We start from the raw sequence: 385 nt of genomic DNA, 5'->3' as shown, positions 1-385 counted from the left end.
AAAGGTCTTTTAATAGATCACTCACAGACTCTCTTGCCCAGCTAAAAGCTCCTGAAAGCGCTACTTTAGTTGAGGACGGTTATTGCCAAACTTTAATTGATAATTGTAAATTTTGTTGCTGCTGTCAGTTAATTTTAAATACAGATTCTTCTTGTAATATTTTACAAGCAATAGAATCTTTCCCTACCTACGACTTAGTTTCCCCTGAGCTAAAAGGCTATATCTCGGTGCCATTCCGCCCACCTAAATCCGCCTAAATTTTATAGAAAATTAAGAATGGTCAAATGTTACTGACGTAAATATCACCTATAAATTTATAGGAAAGTTGACATGGCACTGAAGACCTTTGAGCATCGCAGGATAGCAATTTTACTCGGAGAACGAC

General features: G+C 36.9%; 1 protein-coding gene. It reads left to right on the top strand.

Translation table 11 applies throughout. From position 1 onward, the window contains the following. The coding region (locus CWB77_RS18520) for a hypothetical protein (protein WP_138623876.1) at positions 1-257 on the top strand (257 nt) is incomplete at its 5' end. Positions 258-385 lie beyond the last annotated feature (128 nt).

The sequence above is a fragment of the Pseudoalteromonas sp. S1610 genome (genome assembly GCF_005887465.1).
In the GTDB taxonomy this organism is placed as follows: Bacteria; Pseudomonadota; Gammaproteobacteria; order Enterobacterales; family Alteromonadaceae; genus Pseudoalteromonas; species Pseudoalteromonas undina.
This window is presented reverse-complemented; position numbering and strand designations above follow the sequence as displayed.